Source organism: Gimesia sp. (assembly GCF_048262075.1).
Taxonomy (GTDB): domain Bacteria; phylum Planctomycetota; class Planctomycetia; order Planctomycetales; family Planctomycetaceae; genus Gimesia.
The window spans coordinates 297,705-320,674 of sequence record NZ_JBLXFK010000003.1 but is presented as its reverse complement, the minus strand read 5'-3'; the positions used below and the strand labels follow the sequence as shown (position 1 = coordinate 320,674).

General features: G+C 50.4%; 27 protein-coding genes. 7 read left to right on the top strand and 20 right to left on the bottom strand.

Annotation, left to right across the window (positions count from 1 at the left end; genetic code table 11):
* Window positions 1-5: 5 nt before the first annotated feature.
* The 4 genes from ACN0YH_RS08715 to ACN0YH_RS08700 all read right to left on the bottom strand — a co-directional run bounded on the left by ACN0YH_RS08715 (window position 6) and on the right by ACN0YH_RS08700 (window position 2,882).
* Window positions 6-1,118 (bottom strand): AAA family ATPase, encoded by a 1,113-nt coding sequence (locus ACN0YH_RS08715; RefSeq protein ID WP_417379182.1) that lies wholly within the window; start codon window positions 1,116-1,118, stop codon window positions 6-8.
* Window positions 1,115-1,855: an RNA ligase family protein gene (locus ACN0YH_RS08710; RefSeq protein WP_417379181.1), complete on the bottom strand. Its 741-nt coding sequence runs from the start codon at window positions 1,853-1,855 to the stop codon at window positions 1,115-1,117. The genes ACN0YH_RS08715 and ACN0YH_RS08710 overlap by 4 nt, the downstream gene beginning before the upstream one ends.
* A gap of 186 nt (window positions 1,856-2,041) precedes the next feature.
* Window positions 2,042-2,209 (bottom strand): SEC-C metal-binding domain-containing protein, encoded by a 168-nt coding sequence (locus ACN0YH_RS08705; protein ID WP_417379180.1) that lies wholly within the window; start codon window positions 2,207-2,209, stop codon window positions 2,042-2,044.
* A gap of 127 nt (window positions 2,210-2,336) precedes the next feature.
* Window positions 2,337-2,882 (bottom strand): NIF family HAD-type phosphatase, encoded by a 546-nt coding sequence (locus ACN0YH_RS08700; protein ID WP_417379179.1) that lies wholly within the window; start codon window positions 2,880-2,882, stop codon window positions 2,337-2,339.
* A gap of 303 nt (window positions 2,883-3,185) precedes the next feature.
* On the opposite strand from ACN0YH_RS08700, the gene ACN0YH_RS08695 reads away from it, so the two are divergent.
* Entirely contained in the window at window positions 3,186-4,406 is a 1,221-nt protein-coding gene (locus tag ACN0YH_RS08695) for a PcfJ domain-containing protein (RefSeq protein WP_417379178.1), read from the top strand.
* A 6-nt stretch (window positions 4,407-4,412) separates the two neighbouring features.
* Here the strand turns inward: ACN0YH_RS08695 and ACN0YH_RS08690 are convergent, their stop codons facing one another.
* Window positions 4,413-5,864: an SUMF1/EgtB/PvdO family nonheme iron enzyme gene (locus ACN0YH_RS08690; RefSeq protein ID WP_417379177.1), complete on the bottom strand. Its 1,452-nt coding sequence runs from the start codon at window positions 5,862-5,864 to the stop codon at window positions 4,413-4,415.
* Between the two features lie 97 nt (window positions 5,865-5,961).
* On the opposite strand from ACN0YH_RS08690, the gene ACN0YH_RS08685 reads away from it, so the two are divergent.
* On the top strand, window positions 5,962-8,535 hold the full coding sequence (locus tag ACN0YH_RS08685) for a right-handed parallel beta-helix repeat-containing protein (RefSeq protein WP_417379176.1): 2,574 nt from the start codon (window positions 5,962-5,964) through the stop codon (window positions 8,533-8,535).
* A 35-nt stretch (window positions 8,536-8,570) separates the two neighbouring features.
* Here the strand turns inward: ACN0YH_RS08685 and ACN0YH_RS08680 are convergent, their stop codons facing one another.
* The 15 genes from ACN0YH_RS08680 to ACN0YH_RS08610 form a co-directional block, all read right to left on the bottom strand.
* Entirely contained in the window at window positions 8,571-9,191 is a 621-nt protein-coding gene (locus ACN0YH_RS08680; RefSeq protein WP_417379175.1) for a pyridoxamine 5'-phosphate oxidase family protein, read from the bottom strand.
* Window positions 9,192-9,263: 72 nt separating this feature from the next.
* The gene (locus ACN0YH_RS08675) at window positions 9,264-10,229 is read right to left on the bottom strand and encodes an alpha/beta fold hydrolase (protein WP_417379174.1); all 966 of its coding nucleotides are present in this window, start codon (window positions 10,227-10,229) and stop codon (window positions 9,264-9,266) included.
* A 67-nt stretch (window positions 10,230-10,296) separates the two neighbouring features.
* The gene (locus ACN0YH_RS08670) at window positions 10,297-10,863 is read right to left on the bottom strand and encodes a carboxymuconolactone decarboxylase family protein (RefSeq protein ID WP_417379173.1); all 567 of its coding nucleotides are present in this window, start codon (window positions 10,861-10,863) and stop codon (window positions 10,297-10,299) included.
* A gap of 106 nt (window positions 10,864-10,969) precedes the next feature.
* Complete coding sequence (locus tag ACN0YH_RS08665; protein ID WP_417379172.1) at window positions 10,970-11,545, bottom strand: TetR/AcrR family transcriptional regulator; 576 nt, start codon at window positions 11,543-11,545, stop codon at window positions 10,970-10,972.
* Between the two features lie 42 nt (window positions 11,546-11,587).
* The gene (locus tag ACN0YH_RS08660; protein ID WP_417379171.1) at window positions 11,588-11,935 is read right to left on the bottom strand and encodes a 50S ribosome-binding protein YggL; all 348 of its coding nucleotides are present in this window, start codon (window positions 11,933-11,935) and stop codon (window positions 11,588-11,590) included.
* Window positions 11,936-11,948: 13 nt separating this feature from the next.
* Window positions 11,949-12,563: a hypothetical protein gene (locus ACN0YH_RS08655; protein ID WP_417379170.1), complete on the bottom strand. Its 615-nt coding sequence runs from the start codon at window positions 12,561-12,563 to the stop codon at window positions 11,949-11,951.
* 57 nt (window positions 12,564-12,620) lie between these two features.
* On the bottom strand, window positions 12,621-13,040 hold the full coding sequence (locus ACN0YH_RS08650; RefSeq protein ID WP_417379169.1) for a hypothetical protein: 420 nt from the start codon (window positions 13,038-13,040) through the stop codon (window positions 12,621-12,623).
* A gap of 386 nt (window positions 13,041-13,426) precedes the next feature.
* The gene (locus tag ACN0YH_RS08645; RefSeq protein ID WP_417379168.1) at window positions 13,427-13,807 is read right to left on the bottom strand and encodes a hypothetical protein; all 381 of its coding nucleotides are present in this window, start codon (window positions 13,805-13,807) and stop codon (window positions 13,427-13,429) included.
* A gap of 64 nt (window positions 13,808-13,871) precedes the next feature.
* The gene (locus ACN0YH_RS08640) at window positions 13,872-14,507 is read right to left on the bottom strand and encodes an SET domain-containing protein (RefSeq protein WP_417379167.1); all 636 of its coding nucleotides are present in this window, start codon (window positions 14,505-14,507) and stop codon (window positions 13,872-13,874) included.
* A gap of 231 nt (window positions 14,508-14,738) precedes the next feature.
* A complete protein-coding gene (locus tag ACN0YH_RS08635) occupies window positions 14,739-15,140 on the bottom strand; it encodes a DUF805 domain-containing protein (protein WP_417379166.1) in 402 nt (133 codons plus the stop codon).
* 134 nt (window positions 15,141-15,274) lie between these two features.
* Window positions 15,275-15,649: a DUF805 domain-containing protein gene (locus ACN0YH_RS08630; RefSeq protein ID WP_417379165.1), complete on the bottom strand. Its 375-nt coding sequence runs from the start codon at window positions 15,647-15,649 to the stop codon at window positions 15,275-15,277.
* A gap of 318 nt (window positions 15,650-15,967) precedes the next feature.
* Window positions 15,968-16,330: a VOC family protein gene (locus ACN0YH_RS08625; RefSeq protein ID WP_417379164.1), complete on the bottom strand. Its 363-nt coding sequence runs from the start codon at window positions 16,328-16,330 to the stop codon at window positions 15,968-15,970.
* A gap of 38 nt (window positions 16,331-16,368) precedes the next feature.
* The gene (locus tag ACN0YH_RS08620; RefSeq protein WP_417379163.1) at window positions 16,369-16,812 is read right to left on the bottom strand and encodes a GNAT family N-acetyltransferase; all 444 of its coding nucleotides are present in this window, start codon (window positions 16,810-16,812) and stop codon (window positions 16,369-16,371) included.
* Window positions 16,813-17,082: 270 nt separating this feature from the next.
* Window positions 17,083-17,853 (bottom strand): hypothetical protein, encoded by a 771-nt coding sequence (locus ACN0YH_RS08615; RefSeq protein ID WP_417379162.1) that lies wholly within the window; start codon window positions 17,851-17,853, stop codon window positions 17,083-17,085.
* A gap of 32 nt (window positions 17,854-17,885) precedes the next feature.
* Window positions 17,886-19,001: a DUF3500 domain-containing protein gene (locus tag ACN0YH_RS08610; protein ID WP_417379161.1), complete on the bottom strand. Its 1,116-nt coding sequence runs from the start codon at window positions 18,999-19,001 to the stop codon at window positions 17,886-17,888.
* A 601-nt stretch (window positions 19,002-19,602) separates the two neighbouring features.
* Between ACN0YH_RS08610 and ACN0YH_RS08605 the strand changes: the two genes are divergently transcribed.
* The 5 genes from ACN0YH_RS08605 (at window position 19,603) to ACN0YH_RS08585 (ending at window position 22,757) form a co-directional block, all read left to right on the top strand.
* On the top strand, window positions 19,603-19,917 hold the full coding sequence (locus ACN0YH_RS08605; protein ID WP_417379160.1) for a hypothetical protein: 315 nt from the start codon (window positions 19,603-19,605) through the stop codon (window positions 19,915-19,917).
* Between the two features lie 119 nt (window positions 19,918-20,036).
* Window positions 20,037-20,795 carry an intradiol ring-cleavage dioxygenase gene (locus tag ACN0YH_RS08600; RefSeq protein ID WP_417379159.1) on the top strand — a complete coding sequence of 253 codons (759 nt, stop codon included), beginning with the start codon at window positions 20,037-20,039 and terminating at the stop codon, window positions 20,793-20,795.
* A gap of 147 nt (window positions 20,796-20,942) precedes the next feature.
* Entirely contained in the window at window positions 20,943-21,410 is a 468-nt protein-coding gene (locus ACN0YH_RS08595) for a DinB family protein (protein WP_417379158.1), read from the top strand.
* 83 nt (window positions 21,411-21,493) lie between these two features.
* Window positions 21,494-21,700: a hypothetical protein gene (locus ACN0YH_RS08590; protein ID WP_417379157.1), complete on the top strand. Its 207-nt coding sequence runs from the start codon at window positions 21,494-21,496 to the stop codon at window positions 21,698-21,700.
* A 172-nt stretch (window positions 21,701-21,872) separates the two neighbouring features.
* On the top strand, window positions 21,873-22,757 hold the full coding sequence (locus tag ACN0YH_RS08585; RefSeq protein WP_417379156.1) for an SDR family NAD(P)-dependent oxidoreductase: 885 nt from the start codon (window positions 21,873-21,875) through the stop codon (window positions 22,755-22,757).
* Window positions 22,758-22,970: the final 213 nt, after the last annotated feature.

Here is a 22,970-nt window from a genome sequence, read left to right as displayed (position 1 = left end):
AAGATTCAATGTGCATTGTAAGTCACTGTATGAGCCTCGGTCAGTGTGGGAGGTTCGACTTTTTCTGCCAGGCGGCAAATGACATTTTCGGGAACCGGCTGGGGACGCTGGCGATTCTGTCTCAATATTGTTTCCAGCGGCGGTTCCAGGTAAATCAGTTCAATACGGGCACCATAGTCTGTGAAGAGCCGGAGCCAGCGCTGTCTGATCTGACGAGTCAGGTTGGTGGCGTTAAAGGCGAAATCAGATTTGTCGCGCAACAGTTCTCGGCAGCGTTCCCGGGCACACTGTGCGACTGCTCCCTGGTTGTCCGTCGGTTCGATGTCAAGATCGTCGCGCACGTCATCCAGCGAGACGACGGGCAGATCAGCGCGGTGTTGTGCAAGCCAGGTGTCTTTGCCGGAGCCCGGCAGGCCAGACAACATGGTCACCGTGCAACTGAACTCTTCATGGGGCACATAATGCACGTTCGGTTCGGGCGAGTGATAAAACAGGAACCGGGCCTGATCGTTGGCGAACGGGTAGGGCTGGTCGAAGCAGTGCTGTTCCTCGGCGATCATCTTCCAGAACCGCAGATGTTCTTCGGGTCGCGACATGCTATCGGTCGTTCGTCCGCGGGTATCTGCCAGAGCGAAGAGGTAGAGCAGACGATGGTTGACCAGCCAGGAGAGAGAAATCACTTCCTGCTCCGGATTCGGTTTTTCCAGCAGAAACGCAGGACGACCATGATAACGGACCAGGCGGCAGATGGTTTCGCGGGTTTCCAGATCGCAGCCCAGTCCGCGCAGAACATTTCGCGCCAGGTATTCTCCCTTTACGGCATGTTTGGGCGAACGCAGGCGGCCGGTTTCGGGATCGACCTGCGTGGTCAGCGGTTTGGCAGCGTCGTGCAGGAGTGCGGTGAAGACCAGGATAGACTGTTCCCGGTTTGACAAGGCAGCCCACTCATTCAGTTCCAGCAACTGGCGGCAGACGAATTGGGTATGCGTCCAGACATCCCCTTCGGCGTGCCACTCTGCATCCTGCGCGCAGTCCGACATCGCCTGACACCAGGACTGCGTGGCAGCCCAGGTCAGGATCTCTTCCAGAGATGATGTTGTCAGTGTCTGCCAGTTCATGACCAGATATCTGCCTGTTTCGAGAGCAGGTTGGGGACCATGGCCTGGTGTTGCCAGTGGCTGCTCTGTTTGATTTTTTCTACAAATTCGGGACGGACGAACTTGGATCTGCCGGTGACGGCTTCGCCCGCTTCGGTGCGGAGATAAACGCCTTCCATCAGATTGTCCGTGTTGTTCGTAAGTGGATTGTCAAAGGCGCTGTCAAAGGCGGACTGGCCAATCAGCGTCTCCAGGTTTTTGCGTGCCAGGGGGCCGGTATGAATGACGGGCACCGTTTCAATGCCGGTGCCTGCAAGCAGTTCCAGGCGACATGAGAGGCTGAGAAAGACCTGTTGTACTTTATCGTAAATATCAAATTCGAAGAAGTAGTGCGGCAGGCTGCGATAATGAATCGAGTGCCGGGCATAGACCCATTCGCCGAACAGGATGAACCGGTCTTCCAGCATCTGTTCCAGGACCGGCCGTTTGACCATGGCCCATTGTTTGAACAGATCATACTGCGGGTGCATGCCTTCATTGATCAGGTGCCCCCGGCACTGCAGAACAAGTTCTCCGGTGGGAGAGAAATGCAGTCCGACGTTGGTGCCGTCAAGCTTTTCCTCTACGATGAGAGACGGATCGGCAATGAACTGCAGCGAAGCCTGTTCGCTCAGTCGTTTGTCGTCTGCCGTCCCCGTAGAGCCGAACAGATGAGGTGTCCGCGGATATTTCACAAATTGATCATGGGAACTGCCCATCGGTCCGGACTCTCTTTAACAAAAGTGAAGGGGATGTTTCGGATTCAGCCATCAGAATACAGAGAACATCTGCATCAATTCTGACAGAAAACGACACGCGTGAGAACTCAGCGACTGTAAAACACGCGCAGAGTGAATGCGGCGTATGTTAATTATTCTCTGAAAAAGTGATTGCGGTTCACGCCGTCAAAAGCAGCCCCGCGTGAGGCAGCACTTTTTGAAGCGCTTACCGGAGCCGCAGGGGCATAGATCGTTACGGCCCAGTTTTTCTTCGAGCAGCTTGTCGCCATGCACGATGCGGGTGCCCCGTTTGACTTGTGTTTCAGACGGGAAACCTGTGCGGCGTTTGCTCATCGTTTCAAAAAAAAGGCCGTTCGTCGAATTCCTGGGATCGCATCGCACACCTCCGAGGGGCAGAGAATTAGAGTGGTTTGGGAAGTGAGACACCGCAGGTTCAGAGAGGTTCGCTCTCAATCTGATCTCAAAAACGATTTTTCCAGCCACGTTTTTCAATATGACGGAGATTAGTTTTCTCGCGAAGCTGTAACAGATATTTTGTCAGCAACTGCAACTCATCATCACTCTGATCGCCAAACCAGGGAGTGACATAGATCGCATTACCATAGTTTCGCTCTACTTTTTGTGGCGTGTCATCCACGATGAGGACGCGATCCAGATGATACCCGTGCCGTTTGACCTTTTTCAAATCTTTAATGTAGTAATGATTGTGCCATTCGGGATCGAATTTTGTGATACAGCGCTTGCGGCTCCAGATGAATTCCGGATTGATCCATCTCGGAAAAATCGCATTTACAACTGACTCAACATAGTCGTGACTGGAAGAAGACCAGACTGCAATTCTAAAGTGCCGGGAAACCTGGTTCAAAAAGTCAGTCAGAAATGGCCGCAGATAGACCGCATACGGTCCGATCCGGCAGTCCGGCGTTCGCTCAAGCGGACGATCTGCTGCATAAAGCAGTGTCTCATCGATGTCGAGAATCAACAGGATCTGATCCAGGGGCTGCACGAAAGAATTCCTCTAAAAGAACGAACCTCGGTTTCACTGAGGTGTCAACGTTGACAGATTTGTTCCAGCAGTATTGTTTTGCTGTTGTGTTAATACAGACACAAATCAGGTTTTCTGGTTCTGCTCGCTTCACAGTGGGGCATTCGTAACGAAATGGTGAAAGTCATGCTGTTTAACAAAGGTTTAAGCTGTTCGATTTGAAGTGAGGCATTATTGGTGCGTCGTGCGCAAATGATGCTGCTTTCAGGGTGATGCCTGCGCATCGCCAGTCTGCTTAATACTCCTGGTAACAGAATACATATCATGACTTCTCAAGAAAGAAAAAACCACGCTGCCTGCAGGGTGGATGCGCTGATTGCACAGCATGCCTCAATGCGACGTGCGCATCAGAAAAAATACTGGCGACTGATTCATGTAATCCGTTCGCGGACGACGCTGCTCTCACCCGGTCAACAAGCAGGATTTCTTAATCCTGTCAATGCGGGGGCTGTTATTCAGGCTTGTGTCAGGATGGCGCGTCGCGGTTTTGCCTGGATTCGCTCCCCGGAGGACTGGGTGGTTCCCAAGGGAAATTCCCTGGTTCAGTTCCGCTCGCTGGTGCATCATTTATACGATAAATATTCCGTTCCCGAGTTTATGACAACCGTCTGGTGGAATGAGCATGAAATAAGCTGGGAACTGGACCTCTACCTGCATCTGGCACGTGGACAGAGTGTGCGGAAATATCAGAATATATTCTGCCAACGCCTGTCGAAGAAAATGGCGGCGCAATTTATGCAGGCACCTGATGACCTGAGGCCTTACACTGCGATTTTCTGGTCACAGGTGCGGGCACTCGGCGCTGATGACAGTCTGGCTCGCATCCTGTCCACCCGAACTTTGCTTTCTCTACCGAGATATGATACCCCTTTCTGGAATTCGGTGATTCACTTCCTGGTTAAGTATCAGCCGATCTCTGTGGACGAAACTGTGGAAATTGTGAATTTTGTTTTCCAACAGCGATATGAACCGGCGGAGAAAGTCTGGGGTCCCGGTGCCGGAGAAACTCCGGTTCAACCTCAGTTTTCACTCAAAGGGCGTTCGTTGATGTCACTCAGGCGGCATATGGTTCACTGGCAGTCAGATCTGATTGAGCAGGGGATGATGCCACCTCCGGGAGTGAGCCGCCTGGATTTTCCCTGGGATCGCTGCAGTATTAGAGCTTATCATTGTGAGCAGGAAGATGCTGTCTGGAGTATTGAGGAACTGCTGACTCCCCGACAGTTCCAGAACGAAAGTCGGCGGATGAATCATTGTGTTTCTGATTATATCGGCGCTTGCATCGGCCGTAGTACAACGATCTGGTCAATGAAAGTGAAAACAGGGCGTCGCAGGCGGCGTCAACTGACGATCGAAGTCCATCCGCAGAAGAAGATCATCTTTCAGGCGAGTGGCAAGAATAATTGCGATCCCAGTGGAACTGTCAAAGACATCTTAAACCGCTGGGCTGCCCAGGAGGGGTTGACGCTCAATGAGTCGATCTGAGTTGAGTCAAGGCAGGTCCTGTACCGAGCTGACACAGCGGAATCCCAGGCAGCGTCCCCGGGCGATGGGGGGACGTCCCCGGCGATAGGAACTGCGACAGAGGATGTCCGGTCCGACCCAACTGCCGCCCCGTTCACTGCGCACGAGCGTCAGTGAGTGATTGCAGGGATTACGTTGCGTGGATCCGGGTTGCCGGTAAAAGTCTTCATCGAACCAGTCGCGGCACCATTGCCAGACATTACCCGCCATGTGATGCAGACCGAAGGGAGACATGCCCAGTGTTTCGTTGACGGGGGAGAGGGGAAGCGTCTGGGTTTCATAGTTGACTTGCTGGCGATGCAGGCCAGCCCGCAGCTTTTCCGGGGTGGGCGCGTCGTTGCCCCAGGGATACGCACGCGGGGTCGCGCCGCGGGCCGCATATTCCCATTGGGCTTCAGTGGGAAGGTAGCTCCCTTCCGCTTCGCCGGTTTCGTCGCGATAGTTGCTCCAGAGCCGATTGTTGGCCCAGAGTGAGTAGGCATTCGCACCATACCACGAAACCAGGATCATCGGCCAGATTTCACAACCAGGCAGGGGCTGCCAGCCGTTATCTGTGTTTTGAATCAGCATATGCACGTCGCGGTCGTCATCCATATCAAGAACGAACCAGTCAGTCAGACAGGAGTCGGGGAGTTTGCCGACGGAATTCAGAAAGCGACAGTAAGCGGTGGTCGAGACCGGTTCGGCGTCGATCAGGAAGGCATCGAGTTCGACCTGATGGACGGGCTGTTCGTCCGGATTTGCTGCAGGGAGATCGCTGCCCAGGATGACATTGCCAGCAGGGATGCGGATACAGCGCATGCCATCGATGTGCCTGCGCCAGGCGGGGCAGGGGACAGTCGATTCCAGGGGAACGAACAGATCGGCCTCCGTCAGTGCGGCTTGTTTCAAGATGCCGTCCAGTTGCGTGAAGCAGACTCGCTGTCCCCTGCCTGGTTCAATGGCCGGTTGACGAAACCAGTCGGCTCGGGGCAGAGCTTTGATTCCCAATTGGATGGTGACCAGTTGTACCAGGTCAGAGAGACGGAACGGTTGGCGGGTAAAAATTGCTTTCAGCGCAGGATCGCTGGTGTCATGAGAAATGGTGATGCTGAATGTGTCTTCCAGCTCCATCAGGAGTCCGGTCATGGCCAGACTGTCACACTTCAGATCTTCAATTAAGCGATCGTTGAGTGAGAGTTTCTCCAGAGCAAATCCCAGTTGCTCGGAGACGATGCTCAGCACCTTTTTTTCAATTTCGATTTGGGACAATTGAGTAAAAGTCATGATCGCCTCGATTGTTCTTGATGTTGTGATCGGGACATGAAAAGATTTTGTCTGTTGAATTTCCTGGTCCTTATTACCGGTATATTTTACCTGATCGTCAGTGGCAAGAGCAGCAGGGGAGCTGAGGCACAGAAATACAGGTTTCACCCGCATGGAATCCCTCCTTGGAACCGAAGAAAGTGATGGAGTCACCATTATTATCGTTACAAAACTGACTTTATGATCTCGGAAAGTTCATATTGAGAGTTAAATGCGCACTCGCTTATTGAGACGTTCGCTGGTTCTGTTACTGCTGACTGGGTTGGGGATGCTGTTCTCGTCATTTTCTTACGCCCAGGATCCGGTCCCCGATTATCAGCCGGAATGGATCCAGGAAGAAGATTATCTGTACCGCGCCTATTTTGATTTCACAGGACAGGCGGGCGGTGTGAATGATAACGGGCAGGGGCTGCTGTTTATTCCCCTGGCGCAGGATGAAGAAAGCCTGTTCTTCGCGGACCTGCGGGGGAATATCTTTGATGACTCCTCTGCCGAAGGAAACTTCGGTCTGGCCTATCGCCGCATGGTAAACGACCAGTGGATTGCCGGGATGTATGGCTTCTATGATGTCCGCCGCAGTCAGTACAGCAATATCTTTCGACAGGGTAGCTTTGGTTTCGAACTGCTCAGCATTGAGTGGGATTTCCGGGTGAATGGCTATGTTCCTTCTCAGAAACAGCAACGGGCCGATTCGCTGAATACCGCCTATCTGAGTGGCAATAATATCGTGATGCGGGCCGGTGAAGAACGTGCTTACTGGGGAACCGATTTTGAAGTCGGACGGCTCTTGAAAACGTTTCCGGAATCGAATCTGGATGCAGAACTGCGAGGTTACGTAGGCGGATATTACTTTGATAACTCCGCCCCCGGCTTCAAAGAGATGACAGGACCACGGGCCCGGGTCGAGTACCGGATGTTCGATCTCCCCTGGCTGGGGAATGGTTCCCGTGTTGTGCTGGCCGGACAGTATCAGTACGACGAAGTACGGGGCTCCCAGGGAACCGGCCTGTTGACCGTGCGAATTCCACTGCCGGGGAATGGTGACAGTCAGAAGCTAAGTCGCTTCCAGCGTCGGATGGTGAATCCGATTGTCCGTGATCTCGATATCGTCTTGAACCAGGTCCGGGGACCGGAAGAGTGTGCGAAGCTGCAACTGACAGGTCAGGATCTGAAAGACCTCACCTTTATCGATGCGGATACGGTGAATGCGGAAGCCGTCTTTAATGCCGCGGGAACAGACAGTGTCGTGCTGTTTGACGGTTCCAAAGGAACGATCAATACCAGCACCGGTTTTGTCTTTAATGAGGGTCAACTCGCGCTGGCTGGTGGCAATAGTGTGAATGTGGTCGGTTGTAATTCGGGTGCTGTCGCCAGCTTCAGCTATGGCGCGCAACCGACCGTGAATGGTTCGCTGACTTCAATTGATGTCTTCACGATGGCAGATCGTTCCAGCATCGTGGGTATGAATATCACGGGGGGGGAAAATGGAATTTATGGTAACAATCTGAGTGGCTTCACCATTAACCGCAATACTATCAGCGGTGCAGATGAAGATGGTGTGCACCTGGATGGTGATATTAATGGTACGATCACAGATAACACATTCACCGGAAACGGCGTAACAGGTTATAACGACGGGCTCGAGGTTCAGAACTTCACCGGTGGAACCATTTCAGGCAACGTCTCTAGAAATAATGGATATGGTTACTACATTGAAAACGAAATCAGCGGGGGGACAATCAGTAATAATATTGCTGAGAACAACTTATATGATGGTTTCTATATCACGCAAGTGAGTGGTGGTACCATCACGGGTAATACTTCGCGTAATAACGGGAATGATGGCTTCTACTTCGACGATGTGATGACGGGGGGCGTTTTTTCAGATAACATCGCCAGTAATAATGATGAATTTGGTTTTAATTTTGACGGTGTCAATAGCGGAACGATCAGTGGTAACCAGGCGCTGGATAATGCCTACGCCGGTTTCGCATTCTATGATGATATCAATGGGGGAACGATCTCAGGGAATATCGCCGAACGAAACGACGACGGATTCTACTTTGATGAAGATATCACTGGCGGAACGATCGCCGGCAACATAGCCAGCAATAACCGGTATGATGGATTTTATTTCCGTGATGAAATCAGTGGTGGAACCTTTTCAAATAACTCCGCAGTTGGAAACGGGGATGAAGGATTTGATTTTGATGACTTCAGTGGGGGAACCATCAGCAATAATATCGCGACTGGAAATGGTGTAAACGGGATCGCCTTCTTTGGAGAGGTCAGCGGTGGAACGTTTAGTGGAAACACTGCCACTGGTAATGAAGATAACGGAATCAAATTTGGTGATACTGTTTCGGGCGGAACTATTACGAATAACCTGGCCAGTGGTAACGTTGACGACGGCTTTGACTTTGAAGATATTACGGGTGGGTTAATTACCGGTAACACGGCTACCGGAAATCAGGATGTCGGCTTTGATTTTGACGATATCGTCAGTGGTGGTACGATCAGCAATAATATCGCTACTGGAAACCAGGGCTATGGCTTCGACTTTATTGCCCCGATCCAGGGGGGGACGATCAGTAACAATACCGCCAGCAGCAATTCGAAATCTGGTTACTTCGTGAACATCTTTGGTGGAGGTAACACCGCATCCTTCTCGAACAACTCTGCGATCGACAATGCGTTGAAGGGCTATGACGTCCGGACAGGGACCCCGCAGAGCGGTGTGGGAACCAATACCGGTTCTGGAAACGCTTCTGACAACAACTACTGATCTGCCTGAACTCGTTTGATTCCAGAAGTTACTTTTTACGGGCCAGATTTCATTTTCAAATGAAGTCTGGCCTGTTCTTTATTGAGTTGCTCGTTTTCCGCCTGTAACTGTTGAACGAGTTTCAGGACGTCCGCTTGCGGCAGACGGGGGTGGATATGCTGAGGGCAGTTGATATCCCAGGTGGTGACAGAAAACAGGATGGCACGCTCGACCCGCGCAGGATAAGCCGGGGCGTGTAATTGTGCAAGCAGTTCCGGATCGTCTTCGACAATACGGGCGGTCCCCCAGATCTTGACACGACGACGGTGGACGTAATCAATCAGAAACAGAAACGCCTGGGGATTTTCGGCGAGGTTACCCAGAGTGATGAACTGCTGATTGCCGGCAAAGTCAGCAAAACCCAGCGTCCTTTCATCGAGGACTTTGAGGAAGCCGGGGCTGCCTCCGCGATATTGTATATAAGGCTGCCCGGACTGACTGGCAGTTCCCAGGTAAAACATGTCGAGTTCCGACAGAAATGCCTTTAGTTCTTCCGTCACTTTTGTCTGCCAGCCAGACCCCTGTTCCATCCGGGCGTACTGCGTGCGTGAACCTTTTTGTGTCTGAACCACTTTTACGGACTCTGAGAAAGCGATATCGCTGGGGTAAGCGGGCATTGGATTACTTTCTGGTCAAAAAGGGAATGAAGCCAGGCTGCGTGTTTGAAGCAACGGAGCCTGGTGGAACAGTCATTGAGCAGTATCAGTATGTTGACTGAGGAACTTCCGCATCAGCCGGGCGATCGTCGTTCCCTCTTCTTCCAGGGCAAAATGTCCTGTATCGAGCAGATGGAACTCAAGCTTGTTGAGATCCCGTTTGTAGGGATACGCTCCGGCAGCTGGGAAGATCTGGTCGTTCTTGCCCCAGACAATCAGTGTTGGCGGTTGATACTTTCGCAGATACGCCTGCCACTCGGGATAGAGCGGGGGATTGCTGCCATAGCTGAAGAACAGTGCGAGTTGAATCTCCTGATTGCCCGGTCTATCGAGCAGGGGTTGTACATGTCCCCATGTATCAGGACTGATGGCTCTAACGTCACGCACACCTGTTGTGTACTGCCACTTGGTAGCATCGAGGGTGAGCAGCGAACGCAGTTTGTTTCCCTGTGCGGGAGTCCGATCTTGCCAATACGCTTTAATCGGTTCCCAGAACGGATTATCCAGACCCTCCTGATAGGTGTTGCCATTCTGAATGATAAGTGTTTCGACGCGTTCGGGATGTTGGACTGCCAGACGAAAGCCGACCGGTGCACCGTAATCCATCAGGTACAACGAATACTTATTCAACTGTAACTGCTCGGTGAATTTTTCCATGATGGACGCGAGATTGGCAAATGTGTATTCAAAGTCGTCGACGGAAGGTGCGCTACTGAAGCCGAACCCCGGGTAGTCGGGGGCGATCACATGATATTTGTCGGACAGCTCAGGGATGAGATTACGGAACATATGCGAGGATGTGGGGAATCCATGGAGCAACAGCAGTGTGGGTGCGTCTGCAGGACCAGCTTCCCGGTAGAAAATATCCAGACCCTCGATCTGAACAATCTGATGCTTGACCGGATAGGAAGTTGGTTCTGCCGCACTGCTTTGAAGCAGGAAGCTGAAACTACTGGAGATTAGAATCAAAATGACACTGATCTGTTTTCGGACTCTCATCGTAAAGTTCCTTATTTGAAGAATTAAAAAGGGGGACAGTTCTACATCGAACTGTCCCCGTAAGAGATCACACTGCATTGGCTGCCACGAGGTCTGCCGGGAGTGGTTGCACGGCTGGAAAATCGACTTCAGTCTGCGCCAGATGGTTAAAGTAGTTGGTGAATATGTTGAGTGAGACACCCGCTACTGTTTCGGCAATTTCCGCATCGCCGAAGCCGGCATCACGAACGTCTTGCAGATCCTGGTCGGAGACCAGACCCCGTTTTTCGACGATGGTTCTGGCGAACTTCAACAGGGCAGTCGTTGCAGGATCAGAGTCGACACCGGCCCGGTTTTCCAAAATTTGATCTGGAGACAGACCAGCGTGTTTACCAAGCGCGGAATGAGCTGAGAGACAATACTCACATTGATTCGCTTCACCAACGGTGAGTGCGAGCTGCTCGCGATGTTGAGCCGAGAGGACTCCACCCGTCAGGGTACCACTGAATTTCAGATAGGCATCCAGTACGGCGGGGGAATGGGCCATGGTTCGCATCAGGTTGGGAGTCATTCCGAGTTTGGACTGAACTCCGTCCAATAATGTTTTGGCGGAACCTGTAGCGGTGGCGGGATTGACGGCGGTTAAACGTGGCATCTTTCTACTCCTTAAAAACAATTTACTCTAAAACGGGAAAGTGAAACAAAAACATTATAAACAGACAAGTCTGTATACAAGTGGCTAAATAAAAGGAAACGGTTCTTTATTGAGTTTGTGAAATCAGAATCTCAGCAGCTTCTTCCGCGATCCCGGCAGCATCGGCATTGCCTTCACTGACGGCGGTGACGATGGCGCCTTCGACCAGAACAGAAATCGCCGGCGCGACGGAGGCGGCCTGGGGCCCTGCTGTTTCAATGATGATTTCGGTTAACTGCTCCTTAAAACGTCGTTTATGGTCTGAACAAAAATCTGTTGCGGTCGGATTGGAGTCCGCCAGTTCCGCCAGAGCGTTGAGGAACGAACAGCCCCGGTAATCAGCACACTGAAACCAGTCCTTTAAAGCAGCAAAAAACGCTTTTAAAGGATTCAGTCCCTGCGACTGGTGTTCCAGCATCCGTTGTCTGAGATACAGGTCGAACTGTTCTTCCCGATACTTCAAGACTTCGACCACCAGATCATCTTTCGACGGAAAATGGTTATACAATGTCATTTTCGCCACCCCGGCTTCGGCAATCACACGATCAATGCCAACGGCGCGGATGCCTTCTGAATAAAACAGCTTCTCGGCTGTTTCGACGATGCGTTTCCGGGCACTGGAGGGGCGTTTTGTTTTGCTCATGATTGAAATATACAGACCTGTCTGTAATTGTCAAGCCTGAATCTAAAAAATATTTTCCTGACCGTCAGAATCGAGGAACGGACCATTCCAGCCATCAAAGAGAGGGCTAAACTGAAAGTTCAAGACATCGGGGCGATCTTTAAGCCAGTCGGTAATGCGTTCTAAACGTTTTTCGGGCTGTTTTGCTGCTGTTCCCAGTTGAATGATCCCCTCGGTCTGCTCTGGCATGCTGCAACCACCGAACGAGCAATGATTACCTTCGATAGCCTGTTCGATCCAGTCGTCCAGAAACGTGTCAAAGTCTGCGCCGGGAATCATGTTCACAGTGACGGCAACATCCCATTCGATGAACTCTCCCAGATATTTCTTTTTGCGGAGACGTTTTCGCATGTTTTAATCTTTTCTAATGTAATTTCTGGCACCATTTTGCGAAGGGCAAGAATTCAAATCGGTTTTCTGTTCTGCGAATATCCCTCAAGATCGGAGTCTCGAACCAGTCGCTGGAGTCGGGAAGTCGTCGCGAAAAATCAAAAAAGATCCAGTCTGCTGCTGGTTCCGGGGCATAGCAGGCGACCCTGGTTTCACTGCTAAAATGCTCACAGGAAGGGGGGCCCAGGCGATCGTATATTTCCGTCTGAGTCCAGTCTCGCTCAAAAAAATCAGCAGAGAGCAGGGATTGCAGCGATTTCCATTCTGCCGGATTCAGAACTCGTTCTGGTTGAAAATATCCCAGTTTGTGCGCTACCTGCGCATAAACAGATGCTATTTCAGCGATGTAGTCTGGAATTTGAAACTGCTGATACTCGAATTGTCCCAGCACTCCGCGACTGCCCCGCAAATCGGTCGCTTTGAATCCTTCCCATTCTTGCTCGCGTTCTTCGATCCAGCAGAGATCCCGTAGTAATACACTTAATAATAGCGCAGTTCCTTGGGCATTTCCACCAAACATGGTGGGGCGTTTCAAAGCCTGTGGCAGGATTTCCAGTTGACGATTTCGGAAGTCTTCAATAGTGCGCATAAAAGAATAGGGAATCCATTTCCGCAAGAATGTCAGTTTATTCAGAGTTTTGCAGACTTACTCCAGCAGTTCCAGGCCTTCCAGAAATTCATCCAGGTTGTCGGCAAGTTTTTCGACGTCGCCTCCTTCACTGGGATAGAAGCCCCAGACGGAAAAGTTATCAGCCGGGTCTACACAGAGCAGGTCCTCGTTGTCGTAGCCGATGGTCAGCCAGGTCGCGATGCGTGAGAAGGGGATTCGATTGCCCTCCTCATCCATGGTCATGGAATCGCCGGTGATATCCTGAATCAGTTTCACATACAGGTTGGCCTGATCGATGTATGAAACCTCGTAATCATCGATCTCGAGCAATTCCTGAAGTTCCTCGCGGCTGGCGATCTCCCATTCCCGTTCATCAAATTCTGCATACGCTTCTGCTTCGAGACTGTCCAGCCAGAGTAGATAGTTGTCCGGTAAATTCAGTTTTTCAGCATTCATCTCAGAACTCCTTTTTTGCATGTGTCCAATTTTATACCAGCGTCTGTAGATCTCCAGAGGACGAGCATAATAGTGGGGAAGATGCGATCATGAAATGTGTGCGCTCAAATATGTTGAATTTAAGAGAGTCTCCAGGATACCTTTCCTTACAGATAGACTGTGTCCAGTTTTACTGTAGCGTCTCCAAGGCCATTTGGAACGAGTATAATAGGTTGAGAGGCACTATGATTAAATGCAATGTACCCTAGTGCACATGCCGGACTCCTGCTGGCTGCGTCCCTCGCTTGATGAGGGAAGCAGGGGTATCGTATCAGTCTGGAAAAGCAGAGTTCAAGCCGAAAATGAACAAAACGGACTACGGAGCCAGGACTCTCCGCGCTGTAAGACTAACCTTTTGAGGCGTAAATCAGCAGCAGCACCACGGCACTTAGAGTTAATGCGGCCAGAATACAGCCCCAGGGGGTCGGTCGTCTGCTGGCTCCCACGGCGGCTTCATAGCGCACCAGGTCTGCCAGTTTCTCAGCGTCCTGTGGATGACCACACTCACAAGGCGTGATGATCTCGGAATATCTCAGGCCGGCACATTGGGGGCAGCGGCCACAACAGTCGCAGTAGGGTAATGCGCAGTCTGGACAGGTTTTGACTTCGGTTTTAAAACGCCTGGTCCCGCACACGGGGCAGCGTCCACAACCGGGGCAGGCAGCCCGTGTCGGATCGAAAACGGTGGACTCACAGCCCAGGCAGCGGATGAAGGGGAGATCGCTCATGCCTCAAGTCTGGGGCATGAGCGGGAATGTGTCAATCATTCTCCGATCGAAGGGAATGAGAAACTTAAACGGCGGTGTTCTTTTCTTTAATGGGCTTCCGCTCTTCGATTTTGCTTTCGTCGTTATAGTAATTATTCAGAATGGATTTCATTTCCTGATGTCCCTTGGAAACGGCCACGATTTCATTCCACATCTCTTCCGTGAGCAGTTCCTGCAGCGGTTGGTCGAGGTGGGGGATACGGTTGAAAACCTTGAGCAATTTCTTATCCCAGACTTTGTAGTATTTGATCAAATCGTTGGGATACACGATTTTGCGTCGTGTCCCTTCATCAATGCCTCGAAAGGGAGTGGGGATATTCAGGTAGCCGTAGTCGTCGGTCAGTTGTTCGCCGGGGTGAATGTCCCGGATAGCGATTTCGAAGTCATAGGCTGTGGTCAGGCAGTTGGAATTGAAGCTGTGGTTGACGTAGCGGCCATTATCCCAGCAGAGGACCAGGTTTCCCTGGTTATTGCGAAAGGAGTAGGTGTCCAGGATGTTCTGGTAGATGTCTTCCATTGACTGGAATTCGAGAGAACTGAACTCGCGGTCCAGTTTATCCAGGACCCAGGTGATGGATCCGGCAGGGATGAATTCGGTGGCAACGACGCCATAGCCGATTTCGTTGCTGATAAATTTCAACTCAGTTTTGGGGTGTATCATTTCGGATCTCTAATACACAAAAGGAAGGAGTGTGGTCGCAGGTTGTGGCTTATCGGAGCCCCTCGTCCACACGGTGTTTAATTCACATGGCACCTCATGTTGTTGAAAGTTGAATTTGCAGGAGGATATATACCGTTGATTCGACCTTTTGCACAGTCCTGATTCCGTTATTTTTTCATGAAACGCAAAAGGTGATTTCCAGCCGGATAACGGGGGGGGCGACAGTCTGTCTCAGGCGGCAGGTTCAGCGGTCGCTTTGGGATCGGGACCGTACTGGTTGGGACCTTTGGTTCCTTCCAGAATCATCATGATAAACATAACCAGCGGTCCAATGCCGGGGATCAGAAAGACCAGCAGCCAGAGTGCACTACGGTCGGTATCGTGCAGGCGACGGACCGTCACCGAGAGCTTGGGCATCAGGACAATCAGCAGGTAAAGCAGACACAGTCCCAGGCCCAACCCCACCCCATTCAGGGCCTCGTCGAGATTCAGCAGCCGCCCCAGGACGGCTCCGACGACAAACGACAGGACCGTGAAGATCACGTCGAACAGGGTAAACATCCAGTATTCCAGCCGACGGGCACGACCGTCGAGTGTAGCAAAATTTTTCAATACTTTGAGATACCAGTTCATACAAAATCCACTGCAGTTCACAAAGGTGAAAATTAAAAGAATTAAAAGAAGAAATGTCGCTGAAGAGTGCGAGATTCAGCGGTCGCTTCTGCTCACACTCTTCCTGACTGGTTTCGCTTGAAAGCGGCAATGATTTATTCCGGTTCCGGAGCGAGCTTGGGGTTCTCTCCATATGCGTTTGCATTGGGATCGCTGTCCAGAATCATGAAGATAAAGAGGATGATGGCACCGAAGAAGGGGATCAGGCCGATCAGGATCCACCAGCCACTCCGGTTGGTATCATGCAGTCGACGGACGATTACTGCGATGCTGGGGATGAAAATAAACAGAGAATACAATCCGGAGAGTGACACGGAAATAATCCCGCCTGATTTACCCAGCAGCGCCCCGATGATTCCGATAGCAAAAGAAATCAGAATATTGAACAGGATAAACATCCAGTATTCTTTCCTTCGTGCGCGACCTTCGAAATCGGCATACTTTTTAATGACCGCCAGATACCAGTTCATGACAAAGCCTTTCGTTTCACTCTGGTGAATTCAGGGAATGATTGAGGTGTGGAAGATTTCTATCTCGCGCCGTCTTCCCGAACTTGGAAAAGTACGACAATCTATTTTCGAAATAGTAGCTTATGGGACCACATCTTAATGGACTGGAGGCAATTATCAAAAGAAATTATACAGAAAGGACTGTACGGATATGAGGATTAGGGGGGCTGGGCATTGTCCCAGGTAGATCGTGCCAGACTTCTGACGGACGAATTCCGAGAAGCTTAATCCACAGGGCGGGTAGTTACAGTTATTTCTCCCAAAATGTTTTTGTCTATTTTACTGCTCGAGATGATCTGACCAGACTGCGAATTCGTTCCCGGAGGGTTCCAGGAACTGAAAGCGTCTGCCACCCGGAAAGGAAAAAATGGGTTTGCAGATCTGGCCGCCGGCTGCTTCCACTTTGGAGAGCGTTTCTTCCAGTCGCTCACTATAGAATACAATCAACGCGGCGCCGTTCTCCGTGTTCGAAGAGAGTTCTGCCTTGAAGAAGCCGCCGTCGAGTCCTTCGTTTGCGAAGGCGGTGTAGTCCGGACCGTAATCGGTAAACGACCAGCCGAAGACGGTCTCGAAGAATGCTTTGGTTGCCGCCAGGTCTCGGGCGGGGAATTCGACGTAATTGATTTTTTCGTGAGCAGGCATGAATCCACTTCCAGGTTGAAGGTAAGCTGGATCTGATTTTAAGTCACTGCGGTATTAAATTGAAGCCTGAGCAATCGGTTTCCGGTCGGCTCATGTGTCGATTCAGACAGGGGGTTAAAACCATAGCGCTCATAAAAATGACGCCCGATGGCATTGGCTTCGAAAACTTCGACCTGCAGATCGCCTCTCAGATCTCGTGCTTTATCCATCAATGCCTTGCCGGCTCCCGTGCCATGAAATTCCGGCTTCACAAAAATCGCACCAACTTCATTTCCCAGTAAGGCAATGAATCCAATCACCTGTTTCTCATGTTCGATGACCCAGGTTTCTGCATTGGGCAGATAGAGGTTGGGAATGTTATGGCGTTCCTGTTCCAGGAAGTCTTCCTGTAGAAAAGGATGGGCCAGACGGGTGGCACTCTCCCAGGACGCCAGAACGTCGTCGAGGTCTGCTGGCTGATATTCGCGAATGATTCGATGCATGTGATTTCCTGTGATTGGGCCAGGGAGAGGTGTTTTTTAAATTTCCGTGGATTGAGGTTGATGTGTGTATGCGGACGGTCAGACTGTGTCCAGTTTTACTGTAGCGTCTCCAAGACTATTTGAACCGAGTATACTAGATCGACAGACGCTATGGTTAAATGTGATGAGCTTTAGAAGGTTGAACAGGTTCGCTCAGGAATGGGATTTTTAAAATTTCTCTGAGGTTTTTCATATCTCGGCCGATCTGTTTGACAGACAAATGAAGTCTCTTCAATCTGGCGAGGATGGAGGATTATCAGGATTGGTCGGTTGATCTGGGCTCAGGAACTCCCCCCCATCGAACGGCCAGGGCTCTTGCATTTCATTGCTTCTCCATTCCCACAATCGTGAAAAGATTTCATCTTGTACTTTCCTTTCAGATGAGCCTTCAGGTTCAAAGTGCGCCAGCTTCAGCAGTAGAGTACGGGCTTGAGCCGGGTCCGGACTTTCTTTATAGAATTCTATAAGTTTGAAATTACCCAGATACAGCCAGCTGAACGGTCCCGAGGCAAGAGAAGAGACTTGCTGCATTAATACTGTCTGGCCGAAAACGTTTTTGCCTTCAGCACAAGTACCACGGACCCAGACATGCTGATGAACTGGTTCTATATTCGCCTGATACCAGTCACTGGATTCAGTCGGTCGTTCCCATGCTGAAATGAGCCAGCCGAAAGCGGTGACTCGTTTTTCGGTATGGTTCATGCCACAGATCGCGCAACGAAAATAGGTTTCACCGATTACCGGAAAGTAAAACAGAAACAGGAGACCCAGTGTGATCAGAATGATGCTACGAATCCAGCGGCCGAACTGACGGGGTTGGGGAGTTGAAGTGTCAGCGGTCGCTCCAGGGATGTTTTCCCTGGAGTCCTGTAGCTGACCGGGATCTCGGGAGATATTGTCCATTCCTGTAAAGTAACTGTTGGAGCGGAACCAGTCTACAAAATATTTGTAGAAGCCTGTTTTCCCTCTGAAAAGAAAACAGGCCCGATGAAAGTTACTCATCGGGCCTGTTGCTGGTCATCTTGCTTTCAGAATTATTTCTGATGCTGCTTAAAATGCTCTTTGAGCAGGTCGCGACCGAAATCGCCGTCGAATTCGCGGAAGACCGCGTGCACGTGATTGGCGTCGTTCTGGGTGTTGGCGAATTCAATCAGGAAAACCTTAGACTGAATGCGGTAGTAATGGAATTCACCCCGCTTCTGGCCGCCACTCCAGGCGAAGTAAAGGTGGTCGCCATCGCGGAGGTTGCCCAGGTAGCGGGTTCCCTTGAGCAGTTCGGGGCGGAAACGACCCAGGTAGGCATTCACCAGACGCAGAAGCATTTTCTGCTGTTTGGGATCGAGATCGGCGTACTGAATGCCTTTATGCTGAATCAGACCTTTGTCGACGACTGGATCATCGGTGGTCAGGACTTCCTTGATCACACTTTTCGCCAGCAGTTTTTTATCGACGGCGGCTGTGTCGATTGTGGCGATGGCCAATTGATCGGGGTTAAAGGACTTGACGAGGTTCAACGCCAGCTGCTGTTCTTCCTTGAGGACTTCGACACCTTTCAAAGGCCCCTGTTTGACGGTTGCGGGATTGGAACCGAAGAAGGAAGGAGTGACGGAGAATTTCTTGCCATCGACAATCGTGACATTTACAGACAGGTGGTGCCCTTCAAACCGCCAGCCCCAGGTTCCTTTGGAATCAGGTTTGCCAAAGATTGATACATAGTAGAGTTCAGGGTTCCGGTAGTCTTTGCCTTCCAGCTCGAAGAGCACATGCTCCAGCGCGCGGATAGAGTTCATCTCGAGAAAACCCCGATGTGAGAGCGCCGTCGCAGGCAGAGTGACTGCGAAAATCTGCTGCTGGGGTGTCATCTGCGTCATGGGCAGGCCGGTGCGTTTATCTTCTTTGATGGCGAAATCGGGAATGAAGTACCAGCTGTCTCGCTCTTTGCTATCAAGTTTGAAGGTGGCTGCTTTCCGTTTTTCCTCGGGTAGAGAGGCCAGAAAGCGTTTCGCCGCAGCTGCCATTTCTCTGCTGGCCCGACTGATTGCGGCCTGTTGTGCTTTGGTCGGTTCAGCGAATGTCAGATTGCTGCTGCCCAGTGTGACGCAGAGGCAGGTCAGCAATGCCAGGATGGAGCGTGAGTGGTGGGTTTTCAAGATGCAGTTCCTTATTAGAAGATCAACTTTGTGGTGTGTGAATCCCGTTTTCAGTTCAAAACGAAAATCCCTCAATCAAAGGTTTGTGGGTTTATCTTAACAGAGAGCAGGAAGTGGGAGTAGTTTACGGGGAATTTGGAAAGCAGGAGATTCTCAAAAGTTTTTACAAGTAGACATAATGGTTTCTACCAGTTTCACACGGGGCAGTGAGTAGGGCTGGTGGATTTCAGATGGTGATTTGGTCAAATTTTCAATTTTCGAATAATAAATATTGCAAACCAGCGAAGGACTGAATGTACGCCGCAGAAGCCAATCCAAGGGAGTGTAGCGACTTACTGCAGATTGTTAAAAAAAGTAAAAATCAAGGAACAAAACCTGCACCTGTTGACCTCTTATAACTGTCCAATAGATAAGATCAGGGAAAGAGATTTGTGATCTCTTTCTGTTAAGTAACAATAGAATTTCATGCATGAGCTTTCGCGGGCACCGAAAGCGGGAGTTGGCTCAAGTGAAAGATCTACTCACGACCGCATCATCAATCATAATCATACTGTTTTGCGTCTCACTGCTTTTTTTAAGTGAGAGAAATCAATTTGGGAACATGGAGTTACTGACGAATGAGCATGCTGAATCTCAGACTGCGAAGCATCCCCGAGCCAAGACAACGCTGTTTTCTCGGGTTCAGTCCGTCAAATTGAAAAAAGGGGTGCTGATGTTTGTGACCATCGGCGTCGACGGGCTTGAGGAACATTTTTTCCTGATTCGGGATAAAAATGTGGTGCTGATCAAAAAGAATTCCGGTGATATGCCGGGAAATTCTATCAAATTTGATGACGATGGCCACAATACCCTGCTGGTGACGATTCCTAATACCTTCGATATTGATCTGATGGATGCCATGACTGCGGCATTTTAATTCTGCTGAATTCGCCTTTAAAACCTGTTTTTTGCGAAACTATCGACACCGACTGTTGTTAAATGATAAGATAGTTTACAGGTAAACTTATTTCACTCGCAGCAGACAGGAATGATGTGATGAGCAGCTCTCTTTCGGATTTAAAGCGACGGAACTTTTTGAAATGGTCTGCCTTCAGTATGGCGGCGTTGACGACTCCCGGGTTGATGGCGGAAGAGTTGGTTCGTACACCCGCGATGACCGAGGGCCCGTTTTATCCAGATAAACTTCCGCTCGATACCGATAATGATTTGCTGATCATCAATAATTCGCTCACGCCGGCTGTGGGTGAGGTGACGTACCTGGGGGGCAAGGTTCTGGATGCAAAGGGGCAGCCGCTACGGAATGCCTTTGTAGAAATCTGGCAGGTGGACAGTAAAGCCTCTTATCTCCACACGCGCGGCGAAAACAAAGATGGCCGCGATGGTAATTTTCAGGGGTATGGTCGCTTTATGACCGACTCGAAAGGGCAGTATTTTTTCCGAACCATCAAGCCGGTTCCTTATCGGGCCGGGCGCGGATTTCGCACACCGCATATTCATGTGGCCGTCAGTAAGAACGGGCAGCGGATTTTAACCACCCAGCTGTTAATTAACGGCCATGAACTCAATGAAGAAGATGGCGTCTATCGACAGATCAGAAACCCGGAGCAACGTAAATCGATTCTGGTTGATTTTAAACCGTTACCCGATTCTAAACTGGGTGAACTGGCTGCCAATTTTGATATCGTACTGGGAAAAACCGCCGAAGAGAATCCTGATGGGACGATCAAAGGGGGGATCGGGAAATCGGAATTGACGAATGGTCGGCGAGGACCACGACCTCCTCGCAACCAGTAAGCGTCTTACTTATTGCCCCAGCTCCATGGAGATTGGTAACCGCTTGAAGTTCCGGGACTCAGACAGGATAATGTAGTCATAGAACCTGCCTGATTAAAAAAGTCAGACAGGCTATTTTACGATCATTTTTCCTGGCTCGGGCCGATCATGCAAATTTCGACGCTTATTAATGAGTACCTGGCAGGACCGGAATCGCTACGGCGTGCCATTGCAGGCATGTCTGCTGCAGATCTGGACGCCGCCCCGATTCCCGGTAAATGGTCTACGCGCCAGGTGGTCTGTCATATTGCTGATTTCGAACCGGTTTACGCCGATCGGATGAAGTGGATCGTCGCGGAAGATCAGCCACCAATACCAGGAGCCGATCACAATCTGTTTGCCGAACGTTTGGCGTATGCCCAACGGGATATGGAAGAGGAATTGCAATTAATTGCGGTCGTGCGTCAGAACATGGCTCGCATTCTGAAAACTCTCAGCGAAGAGCAGTTCCGGCGAACGGGCCTGCATTCTCATGATGGTGAAGTCAGTGTTGCCAATTTATTGGAGCGAATTACTCACCATATTCCACATCATATTCAGCTGATCCAGGAAAAACGTGATGCCCTGCAGGTATGACAATTCTCCTGTTTGATTCTGAATGGGATCTGTTATGATTTCTCGTGTGACTTTTCTGACTGTATTTTAACGGATTGCGTGGTATGACAAATCTGGGACTGGAAGCCAGCGTGACAGAGTGGGTGATTGAATACCCGGAAGTACAAGGTGTGCTTGATTCTCTGGGAATTGACCAGTCCTGTCAGGGGAAATCGCTTGAGTATGTCTGTCGGCAAATGGATCTGGATCCACATCTGGTTCTCAGGCAACTGCATGAAATGATCGAAGACGATTCGGCGATCAATGAGTAGCTGATCCAGGCTCTACTGAGAGTCCCTCTGCAGAAAATCGATTGATGTACCTGTGAGCATAGGACTTACTCTTCTTCCATTGTAATCGTTGGGAACCGTCTTTACCCAGTTTACAGTATGTCATACACTCCCTGCGCGGGTAGCCATCAGACCAGACAGCGGAGTGTGAAAGATGCAGAATTTATTTGGTAAAAAGGGATTAGTCACCGGAGCTGCATCAGGAATCGGTCGTGAAATCGCGCTGCAACTTGCTGCAGAAGGAGTCGATCTCTTTCTCTGGGATATTGATGAAGCAGGCCTGAAGGATACAGCGGAAACGGCTGCTCTGGTCGGAGTGGAAGTGAACTACCGGATCTGCGATTTAACAGATTCTGTGCAGATTTCTACTGAGATTCAGTTTCTGATTGATACCTGGGAGGAGCTTGATCTTCTGGTCAATAACGCGGGCGTAGCCTTCTATGGGCCAACGCATACGATGTCAGCAGAACAGTGGGACTGGTTGCTGGCAATTAATTTACATGCTCCAATTCAGATCACACGCGAATTTCTACCACTGTTACTGGATCGCCCGGAAGCACATATCGTGAATGTTTCCAGTATTTGTGGCCTGGTTGCCGGTGCTCGGTTTAGTGCTTACCAGGTTAGTAAATTTGCCCTCCAAGGGTTCAGTGAAGCCTTACGGGCGGAATACAGTCGTCAGGGGCTAGGGGTTTCGTCCATTTGTCCGGGGCCCGTAACCACCCGGTTATTCGAGTCTGCTCCTTGTGGTCGTGTAGGGAAAAAAACACCGATACCTCCGCGCTGGATCTGTACGACCCCCCAACAGGTTGCGCAGAGAACTATTAAAGCCATCTATGCTGATCAGGGGTTATGCCTGGTGGGCTGGGTGTCCTACGTCTTGTATTACCTGAAACGGATTGCTCCCTGGTCACTGGATCTGGCCCATCGCCTGGGACGTCGCAAACGGATGAAGAAAAAAGCAGTTCAACTGGAATTACATGTTGAATCTCAGACTGTGAATAATCAGGCTAAAGAGGCTCGTTCCAAGGCAGCCTGATCTCTTCTGACGTTCGATCTCAGTTCACTTCCTACCAAATTGACTTCGCTTGTCACTGCAGCGTTTCTACCGCTGATTCTAGACTGTGTCCAGTTTTACTGTAGCGTCTTCAGGTCCACTTGGATCGAGTATATTCGATTGACAGACGCTATGGTTCAAAGTGATGCGCTTTAGTTTAAGAACAGAGCTCGTTGGTATTTACGCCTGTTTTCT

Excerpts from the sequence above, each read along its gene's own strand:
- ACN0YH_RS08705 (WP_417379180.1), bottom strand. The coding sequence starts at position 2,209 with ATGAGCAAACGCCGCACAGGTTTCCCGTCTGAAACACAAGTCAAACGG.
- ACN0YH_RS08655 (WP_417379170.1), bottom strand. The coding sequence starts at position 12,563 with ATGCGCACTATTGAAGACTTCCGAAATCGTCAACTGGAAATCCTGCCA.
- ACN0YH_RS08595 (WP_417379158.1), top strand. The coding sequence starts at position 20,943 with ATGCAAATTTCGACGCTTATTAATGAGTACCTGGCAGGACCGGAATCG.
- ACN0YH_RS08635 (WP_417379166.1), bottom strand. The coding sequence starts at position 15,140 with ATGAACTGGTATCTCAAAGTATTGAAAAATTTTGCTACACTCGACGGT.
- ACN0YH_RS08615 (WP_417379162.1), bottom strand. The coding sequence starts at position 17,853 with ATGAGTAACTTTCATCGGGCCTGTTTTCTTTTCAGAGGGAAAACAGGC.
- ACN0YH_RS08645 (WP_417379168.1), bottom strand. The coding sequence starts at position 13,807 with ATGAGCGATCTCCCCTTCATCCGCTGCCTGGGCTGTGAGTCCACCGTT.
- ACN0YH_RS08710 (WP_417379181.1), bottom strand. The coding sequence starts at position 1,855 with ATGGGCAGTTCCCATGATCAATTTGTGAAATATCCGCGGACACCTCAT.
- ACN0YH_RS08605 (WP_417379160.1), top strand. The coding sequence starts at position 19,603 with ATGGAGTTACTGACGAATGAGCATGCTGAATCTCAGACTGCGAAGCAT.
- ACN0YH_RS08670 (WP_417379173.1), bottom strand. The coding sequence starts at position 10,863 with ATGCCACGTTTAACCGCCGTCAATCCCGCCACCGCTACAGGTTCCGCC.
- ACN0YH_RS08665 (WP_417379172.1), bottom strand. The coding sequence starts at position 11,545 with ATGAGCAAAACAAAACGCCCCTCCAGTGCCCGGAAACGCATCGTCGAA.
- ACN0YH_RS08715 (WP_417379182.1), bottom strand. The coding sequence starts at position 1,118 with ATGAACTGGCAGACACTGACAACATCATCTCTGGAAGAGATCCTGACC.
- ACN0YH_RS08650 (WP_417379169.1), bottom strand. The coding sequence starts at position 13,040 with ATGAATGCTGAAAAACTGAATTTACCGGACAACTATCTACTCTGGCTG.
- ACN0YH_RS08695 (WP_417379178.1), top strand. The coding sequence starts at position 3,186 with ATGACTTCTCAAGAAAGAAAAAACCACGCTGCCTGCAGGGTGGATGCG.
- ACN0YH_RS08625 (WP_417379164.1), bottom strand. The coding sequence starts at position 16,330 with ATGCCTGCTCACGAAAAAATCAATTACGTCGAATTCCCCGCCCGAGAC.
- ACN0YH_RS08630 (WP_417379165.1), bottom strand. The coding sequence starts at position 15,649 with ATGAACTGGTATCTGGCGGTCATTAAAAAGTATGCCGATTTCGAAGGT.
- ACN0YH_RS08660 (WP_417379171.1), bottom strand. The coding sequence starts at position 11,935 with ATGCGAAAACGTCTCCGCAAAAAGAAATATCTGGGAGAGTTCATCGAA.
- ACN0YH_RS08675 (WP_417379174.1), bottom strand. The coding sequence starts at position 10,229 with ATGAGAGTCCGAAAACAGATCAGTGTCATTTTGATTCTAATCTCCAGT.
- ACN0YH_RS08685 (WP_417379176.1), top strand. The coding sequence starts at position 5,962 with ATGCGCACTCGCTTATTGAGACGTTCGCTGGTTCTGTTACTGCTGACT.
- ACN0YH_RS08690 (WP_417379177.1), bottom strand. The coding sequence starts at position 5,864 with ATGCGGGTGAAACCTGTATTTCTGTGCCTCAGCTCCCCTGCTGCTCTT.
- ACN0YH_RS08640 (WP_417379167.1), bottom strand. The coding sequence starts at position 14,507 with ATGATACACCCCAAAACTGAGTTGAAATTTATCAGCAACGAAATCGGC.
- ACN0YH_RS08585 (WP_417379156.1), top strand. The coding sequence starts at position 21,873 with ATGCAGAATTTATTTGGTAAAAAGGGATTAGTCACCGGAGCTGCATCA.
- ACN0YH_RS08590 (WP_417379157.1), top strand. The coding sequence starts at position 21,494 with ATGACAAATCTGGGACTGGAAGCCAGCGTGACAGAGTGGGTGATTGAA.
- ACN0YH_RS08680 (WP_417379175.1), bottom strand. The coding sequence starts at position 9,191 with ATGCCCGCTTACCCCAGCGATATCGCTTTCTCAGAGTCCGTAAAAGTG.
- ACN0YH_RS08600 (WP_417379159.1), top strand. The coding sequence starts at position 20,037 with ATGAGCAGCTCTCTTTCGGATTTAAAGCGACGGAACTTTTTGAAATGG.
- ACN0YH_RS08620 (WP_417379163.1), bottom strand. The coding sequence starts at position 16,812 with ATGCATCGAATCATTCGCGAATATCAGCCAGCAGACCTCGACGACGTT.